At 74.3% G+C, this 6,411-nt stretch carries 6 protein-coding genes; 2 read left to right on the forward strand and 4 right to left on the reverse strand.

All coding sequences use genetic code 11. The features are described from left to right. Positions 1 to 127 precede the first annotated feature (127 nt). Complete coding sequence (locus ABD308_RS20180) at positions 128 to 943, reverse strand: uracil-DNA glycosylase (protein ID WP_344337229.1); 816 nt, start codon at positions 941 to 943, stop codon at positions 128 to 130. A 135-nt stretch (positions 944 to 1,078) separates the two neighbouring features. Here ABD308_RS20180 and ABD308_RS20185 point away from each other — a divergent pair, with 135 nt between their 5' ends. Both ABD308_RS20185 and ABD308_RS20190 read left to right on the forward strand, forming a co-directional pair. Next, on the forward strand, positions 1,079 to 2,023 hold the full coding sequence (locus ABD308_RS20185; RefSeq protein ID WP_344337230.1) for a slipin family protein: 945 nt from the start codon (positions 1,079 to 1,081) through the stop codon (positions 2,021 to 2,023). Between the two features lie 84 nt (positions 2,024 to 2,107). Continuing rightward, positions 2,108 to 2,575 (forward strand): CBS domain-containing protein, encoded by a 468-nt coding sequence (locus tag ABD308_RS20190; protein ID WP_344337232.1) that lies wholly within the window; start codon positions 2,108 to 2,110, stop codon positions 2,573 to 2,575. 18 nt (positions 2,576 to 2,593) lie between these two features. Here ABD308_RS20190 and ABD308_RS20195 read toward each other — a convergent pair whose 3' ends face one another. From ABD308_RS20195 to ABD308_RS20205, 3 genes are all read right to left on the reverse strand, one after another. After that, the gene (locus ABD308_RS20195; RefSeq protein WP_344337234.1) at positions 2,594 to 3,004 is read right to left on the reverse strand and encodes a PaaI family thioesterase; all 411 of its coding nucleotides are present in this window, start codon (positions 3,002 to 3,004) and stop codon (positions 2,594 to 2,596) included. Positions 3,005 to 3,060: 56 nt separating this feature from the next. Next, positions 3,061 to 4,290 carry an IS110 family RNA-guided transposase gene (locus ABD308_RS20200; protein ID WP_344337235.1) on the reverse strand — a complete coding sequence of 410 codons (1,230 nt, stop codon included), beginning with the start codon at positions 4,288 to 4,290 and terminating at the stop codon, positions 3,061 to 3,063. A gap of 247 nt (positions 4,291 to 4,537) precedes the next feature. Continuing rightward, on the reverse strand, positions 4,538 to 6,411 hold a 1,874-nt coding region (locus ABD308_RS20205; protein WP_344337237.1), incomplete at its 5' end, for an FAD-binding and (Fe-S)-binding domain-containing protein.

The following is a 6,411-nucleotide window of genomic DNA, read 5'->3' on the forward strand; positions in this document are numbered from 1 at the left end:
GCCGTTCGGCTTCGGCGTGCTGTACGGGGGGCAGCTGGCGGAGGCGGAGCGGGCCCGGCTCGCGCTGCCGGAGGTGTGGGCGCGCGCCGCCCGGCCGAAGCTGGCGCGCTTCGGTTGAGCGGGCGGGTCAGTCCTCGGCCGGGGTGAGGCCGGCGGCGCGGGCGGCGGTGCGCAGCAGCTCACGGAGCATGGCGGGGGTGAGGCGGCCGGTGTGGGTGTTGCGCGGGCTCACGTGGTAGCAGCCGTACAGCTCCAGGGGCGGGCCGCCGTCGCGGGCGGGCAGGGTGACGTGGGCGCCGTGGCCGAACAGCGGCCGGGGGCGGGGGACCGTCCAGCCGGCCGCGTCGAGGGCGGGGAGCAGCGCCTGCCAGGCGAAGCCGCCGAGGGCGACGACGCCGCGCACGGTGGGACGCAGCAGTTCGAGTTCGCGGGCGATCCAGGGGCGGCAGGTGTCGCGTTCGGCGGTGGTGGGCTTGTTGTCGGGCGGGGCGCAGCGGACCGGATCGGTGATCCGCACGCCGTGCAGGGCGAGGCCGTCGCCGTGGCGGACGGACTCGGCGCGGTTGGCGAGGCCCAGGCGGTGGAGCGAGGCGTAGAGCAGGTCGCCGGAGGGGTCGCCGGTGAAGATTCGGCCGGTGCGGTTGGCGCCGTGCGCGGCGGGGGCGAGGCCGACCAGCACGAGCGGGGCGTCGGGCGGGCCGAAGCCGGGGATGGGGCGGGCCCAGTAGTCCCAGTCCAGGTAGGCGCGGCGCTTGGTACGGGCGGTCTCCTCGCGCCACTCGACCAGCCGGGGGCAGGCCCGGCAGCCGGTCACGACGCGGTCGAGGACGGTGAGGTCGGCGGCGCGGGCGGCGGCCTCGGCGGGGTGGCGCGGGTGGTCCGGGTCGTCGGCGGGGCCCGGGTGGCGAGCGGCGTCCGGGAGGCCGGTGTGCGGCTGCGGCATGCGACGATCCTAGGCCGCGAGCGGGTTCGTGCCGGCTCCGGCCGGGCAGGCGTAGCGTGGAACCAGTGGTTCCGGCGGCGGTCGGCCGGGCGGGTCGGCGACGGCCGGGGCTCGCTGCTGCGCGAGGAGGCCGTCATGGTCGTCGATGTGGTGGTCGGGGTCATCGCCGCGGTGCTGTTGGTGGCGGCCGTGGTGGGCGGGCTGAGCATACGGGTCGTGCAGCAGTTCCAGCGGGGTGTGGTGTTCCGGTTCGGGCGGGTGCGCGAGGAGGTGCGGCAGCCGGGGCTGGTCGCGCTGGTGCCGGTGGCGGACCGGTTGCGCCGGGTGAACGTGCAGATCGTGACGTTGCCGATCCCGGCGCAGGAGGGCATCACCCGGGACAACGTGACCGTCCGGGTGGACGCCGTCGTGTACTTCCGGGTGCTGGACCCGGTGAAGGCGATCGTCAACGTGCAGGACTACAACTTCGCGATCTCCCAGGTGGCGCAGACCTCGCTGCGGTCGATCATCGGCAAGAGCGAGCTGGACGACCTGCTGGCCAATCGCGAACCGATCAACCAGGGCCTGGAGTTGATGATCGACAGCCCGGCGCTGAGCTGGGGGATCGAGATCGACCGGGTGGAGATCAAGGACGTCGCCCTGCCGGAGGCGATGAAGCGCTCGATGTCCCGGCAGGCGGAGGCCGAGCGGGAGCGGCGGGCGCGGATCATCACGGCGGACGGCGAGTACCAGGCGTCCGCGCGGCTGTCCGAGGCGGCCGCGGTGATGAGCGCGACCCCGGCGGCGCTCCAACTGCGGTTGTTGCAGACGGTGGTGGAGGTCGCGGCGGAGAAGAACTCGACACTGGTGCTGCCGTTCCCGGTGGAGCTGCTGCGGTTCCTGGACAGCGCGGCCGAGACGCACCGGCGTGCCGCCTCGGCGCAGGGGGCGGGGCAAGGGGCGGAGCGGGGGCCGGCGGCGGTGGAAGAGCCGCCGCTTCCCGGTATGGAGCAGCTCGAACTGCCGCCGCTGGAGGAGGTGTTGGACCGATCGCCGCTGGATCCCGCGAAGCCAGGGGAGGACGGCGGCGGGCCGCGGTAGCGGGCCCGGTGGCGGGGCCCCCGGCACCGGACCACGATGGAGACGAGGGGGCCGGGGAGTGGCAGGCACGTCAGGAGGCCGATCATGACCAATGCGGGCGACATCATGCACCGGGGCGCCGAGTGCGTGCGCGAGCACGAGACACTCGCCGCCGCGGCCAGGATCATGAAGGACCGCGGCGTCGGCGCGCTGCCGATCTGCGGGGAGCGGCAGAAGCTGCTGGGCATCCTCACCGACCGGGACATCGTGCTCAAGTGCGTGGCCGAGGGCCGCGACCCGGAGCGGGTGACGGCGGGCGACGTGGCCCAGGGGCGGCCGATGACGGTGGAGGCGGACGAGGACGTCGAGCAGGTGCTGCGGGTGATGGAGCAGTACCGGGTGCGCCGGCTGCCGGTGATCAACCACCCGGAACACGAGCTGGTCGGCATGATCAGCGAGGCGGACATCGCGCGCGGCATGCCGCAGGCGCGGGTGGCGGAGTTCGTGACGGCGGTCTGCGCCGAGGACCCGCCGCGCTCGAAGGAGGTGCTGGAGACGCCGCAGAGCGCCTGAGGAGGGCCACCGGGCGGCTCAGGCCAGCGCGTAGACGGCGGTCGCGTGGGCCGCCGGGTCCTGCTCGCCCTCCGCGGTGAGGGTGATGTCCAGGAAGGCGATCCGCCGGCCCAGCCTGGTGACCCGGGCGTGCACCAGGACGTCGCGCTCGGTGACCGCGCGCTGGAAGCTGGTCGACTGCTGGACGGTGGTCATCGGGCCGAACCCGCCCCGGGCCGCCGAGAGCGCGATCACGCAGGCGGTGTCGGCGGCGGCCATCAGGACCTGCCCGGAGAGCGCGCCGCCCTCCCGGGCCAACTGGTCGGACCAGGGCAGGCGGAGCACGGCGTGCTGCTCGCCGGTGTCGGTCACCGACAGGCCGAGCGCCCGCACCCAGGGGGCGAAGTGGTCGGCCAGGATCTTGTCCGCCTCGGCGGTGGTGAGGGTCATGCCGACAGTGTGGCGGCCGGGGCGCGCGGTGTCAGACATCCCATGACGTAGGGACGTCAAGCTGCTGTTGAGAGGATCGCGTGGTGTGACCACGCGGTGGCCTCGTCGTAGAGGGTGCGGGTCTTGAGGCAACCATGGAGGATGCCGACAAGGCGGTTGCCGAGCTGGCGCAGGGCGGGGTTGTAGTCCAGGTCCCGGGCTCGTTGCTTGTCGTAGTAGCGGCGGGCACCGGGTGATCTCTGCAGCGAGCAGAAGGCCTGGCGTTGCAGGGCGTCGGCAAGTCGGTTGTTTCGCACGAAGCGGGCCTGGACGGAGTGGACCTTGCCGGAGGCGCGGGTGATCGGGCTGGTGCCGGCGTAGTTCTTGCGGGCCTTCGCGGAGGTGTAGCGGGTGGGGTCGTCGCCGAACTCGGCCAGCACCCGGGCGCCGGTGATCTCGCCGATGCCGGGCATCGACAGGTAGATCTCAGCGTCCGGGTGCGCGAGAAAATGCGCGCTCACCTGCTCTTCCAGACCGGCTATCTGCTCGTTCAGCGCGATCAGGAGCCTCGCGTGCGCGACCGCCGCGGCGCCGTAGGCGGTGGTGACCGGCGCGGGCAGGCCGAGCTGGGGCTCGCGCAGCGCGGCCTGGATCGCGGCGGCCTTCTGGTCCCGGTCGCGGCGCCGGTGCCGGGCCGGCACTGCGGTGATCTGCGGCTTCGTCAGCTTCGCTGCCTCGTCGGGCGTGGGGGCCTTGACCAGCAGTTCCAGTGCGTCGGTGCTGGTCAGCTCCAGGGAGGCGTAGGCGCTCAGCGCGCCGGGGAAGTACTCGCGCAGCGTGCTCCGCAGCCGCTGGAAGGTGCGCGTGCGCTCCCAGATCAGGGTCTGGTGGGCGCGGGCGACGATGCGCACGGCCTGGGCCTGGTCGCTGTCCCCGGCGATCGGCCGCAGCTGGTCGCGGTCGATGCGGACCATGTCCGCCAGCGCGTGCGCGTCGCCCTTGTCGCTCTTGGCCCCCGAGGTGGCATACCGCTCCTTGAACCGCGCGGCCTGCCTGGGGTTGACCGCATAGACGCGGTAGCCGGCCGCGATCAGCGCCTGCACCCACGGGCCCCGGTCGGTCTCGATCCCGACCACAACCTGCCCGGGCTCCAGGTCATCTCCGCCGTGCCGGGCGACGAGGGCGTGAAGCCTCGCGATACCCTCAACGCCCTCCGGCAGCCGTGCAGTTGCGAGTCTGCGGCCCGCCTCGTCCTGCACCTCGACATCGTGGTGATCTTCGGCCCAGTCGTCGCCGATGAACAGCACCAGCACCCACCCTTTCGCCCTCGTCCGATCCTGATGCGCAGCCTGCGGAAGGCACGGCTCGCGCCCTAATGGATCCAGTGCTCACGCCCAACCGCCCGGTGGGCACGCCATCCCATCAGCGGTCAGGCCTCCCGGCCGACCAGCAGGGGCACGGTCTGACACCAGAGCTCAAATGGCTCCGGGCTGCGGAGTGCTCACCTGCTGGCGGCTACGGACCGTAGTCTCCCTCACGGCCCGTCGAGTTCCATTAGGGCTTCGGCTCCCCGGCGTGCAGCGCCCGCCGCATCAGCTCGGCCAGGTGCAGGGCCCGCCGGCCCCCGGCCAGCTGGGCGATCTGGGTGCGGCAGCTGAAGCCGTCCGCGAGGATCACGGTCTCCGGCCCGGCGGCGCGGACCTCCGGGAGCAGCACGCGTTCGGCGATCGCCACCGACACCTCGAAGTGGCCGCGTTCGAAGCCGAAGTTGCCCGCCAGTCCGCAACACCCCGAGTCCAGCACCCGGTTGGTGACGCCCATCCGCCGCTCCACCCGGCGGTCCGCCGCGCTGCCGAGCACGGCGTGCTGGTGGCAGTGGGTCTGGGTGACGGCCTCCACCGGCAGCCGCGGCAGCGGCGCGTCCGGGGCGTACTCGTCGATGAACTCGGCGAAGGTCCGGGTCCGTTCGGCCAGCGGTCGGCCCTCGGCGCCGAGCAGGCGCGGCACCTCCTCGCGCAGCGTCGCGGTGCAGCTCGGGTCGAGCCCGACGACCGGGGTGTCCGCGGGCAGGCCGGTGGCGGCGAGCGCGGCCAGGCCGCGCCGCATCACCCGCCGGGCGCCGGGGAGTTGGCCGGTGGAGTACCAGGTGAGTCCGCAGCAGACCGGGCCGGCCGGCAGCCGGACGTCGAAGCCCAGGTGCTCCAGCACCTCGACGGCGGCGCGCAGCACCTCCGGCTGCAGGTGGTTGGCGAAGGTGTCCGGCCAGAGCAGGACGGGCGGCGCGCCCGCCGGGGCCGGGTGGGCGGCGCGGTGGCGGGTGAACCAGCGGGTGAAGGTCTCCGGCGGCAGCACCGGCAGCACCCGGCGCGGGTCGATCCCGGCGAGCCGCTTGAGCGCGCCGGCGGCCGGTGAGCGGGCGACGGTGTTGGCCAGGGCGGGCGCCAGGGCCGCGCCGCGCAGCCAGAGCGGCAGCCGGCCCATCGCGTAGTGCGCGGCGGGGCGCGGCCGGTGCCGGTAGTGCTGGTACAGGAACTCGGTCCGGTAGGTGGCCATGTCGACGTGCACCGGGCAGTCGCTCGCGCAGCCCTTGCAGCCGAGGCAGAGGTCCAGCGCCTCGCGGACCTCCGCCGAGCGCCAGCCGTCCGCGATCGCGCCCCCGGTCGGGCCGCCGCCGCGCAGCATCTCGGCGAGCAGCCGGGCCCGGCCGCGGGTGGAGTGCCGCTCCTCGCCGGTGGCCATGTAACTCGGGCACATCACCCCGGTGCCGGGGTCGACGCACTTGGCGACGCCCACGCAGCGGCGCACCGCCTTGGCGAGGCTGCCGTCGTCCTGCTCGTACGGCAGGGCGAGCGGCAGCGCGCGCACCGGGCCGGTGAACCGCAGATCGGCGTCCAGCGCGCGCGGATCGACCAGGGTGCCCGGGTTGAGCAGCCGCTCCGGGTCCCAGATCCGTTTGAACTCCCGGAACAGGCCGATGACGTCGGGCGGGTACATGCGCGGCAGCAGTTCGGCGCGGGCCTGCCCGTCGCCGTGCTCGCCGGAGAGCGAACCCCCGTACGAGACCACCAGATCGGCCGCCTGCTCCATGAAGTCCCGGAACACCGGCACCCCGTGGGGTTCGGCGAGCGGGAAGTCGATCCGCAGGTGGACGCAGCCCTCGCCGAAGTGCCCGTACGGCACGCCGCGCAGACTGTGCCGGCGCAGCAGCGCGCGCAGCCCCCGCAGGTAGTCGCCGAGCCGCTCCGGCGGGACGGCGGAGTCCTCCCAGCCGGGCCACGCCTCGCCGCCCCCGGGCAGCCGGGTGACGATGCCGGCGCCCGCCTCCCGCACGCCCCACAGCTGGCGCTGCTCGGCCGGGTCGGTGACCACGGCGGCGGTGGCGGTGCGCTCGCGCCGGACGGCGTCGGCGAGGCGGCGGGCCGCGTCCA

It is taken from the genome of Kitasatospora putterlickiae (assembly GCF_039527695.1).
Classification (GTDB): Bacteria; Actinomycetota; Actinomycetes; order Streptomycetales; family Streptomycetaceae; genus Kitasatospora; species Kitasatospora putterlickiae.

Bases quoted from the DNA above. Each gene is read 5' to 3' on its own strand.
- ABD308_RS20180 (WP_344337229.1), bottom strand. From the start codon at position 943: ATGCCGCAGCCGCACACCGGCCTCCCGGACGCCGCTCGCCACCCGGGC.
- ABD308_RS20185 (WP_344337230.1), top strand. From the start codon at position 1,079: ATGGTCGTCGATGTGGTGGTCGGGGTCATCGCCGCGGTGCTGTTGGTG.
- ABD308_RS20190 (WP_344337232.1), top strand. From the start codon at position 2,108: ATGACCAATGCGGGCGACATCATGCACCGGGGCGCCGAGTGCGTGCGC.
- ABD308_RS20195 (WP_344337234.1), bottom strand. From the start codon at position 3,004: ATGACCCTCACCACCGCCGAGGCGGACAAGATCCTGGCCGACCACTTC.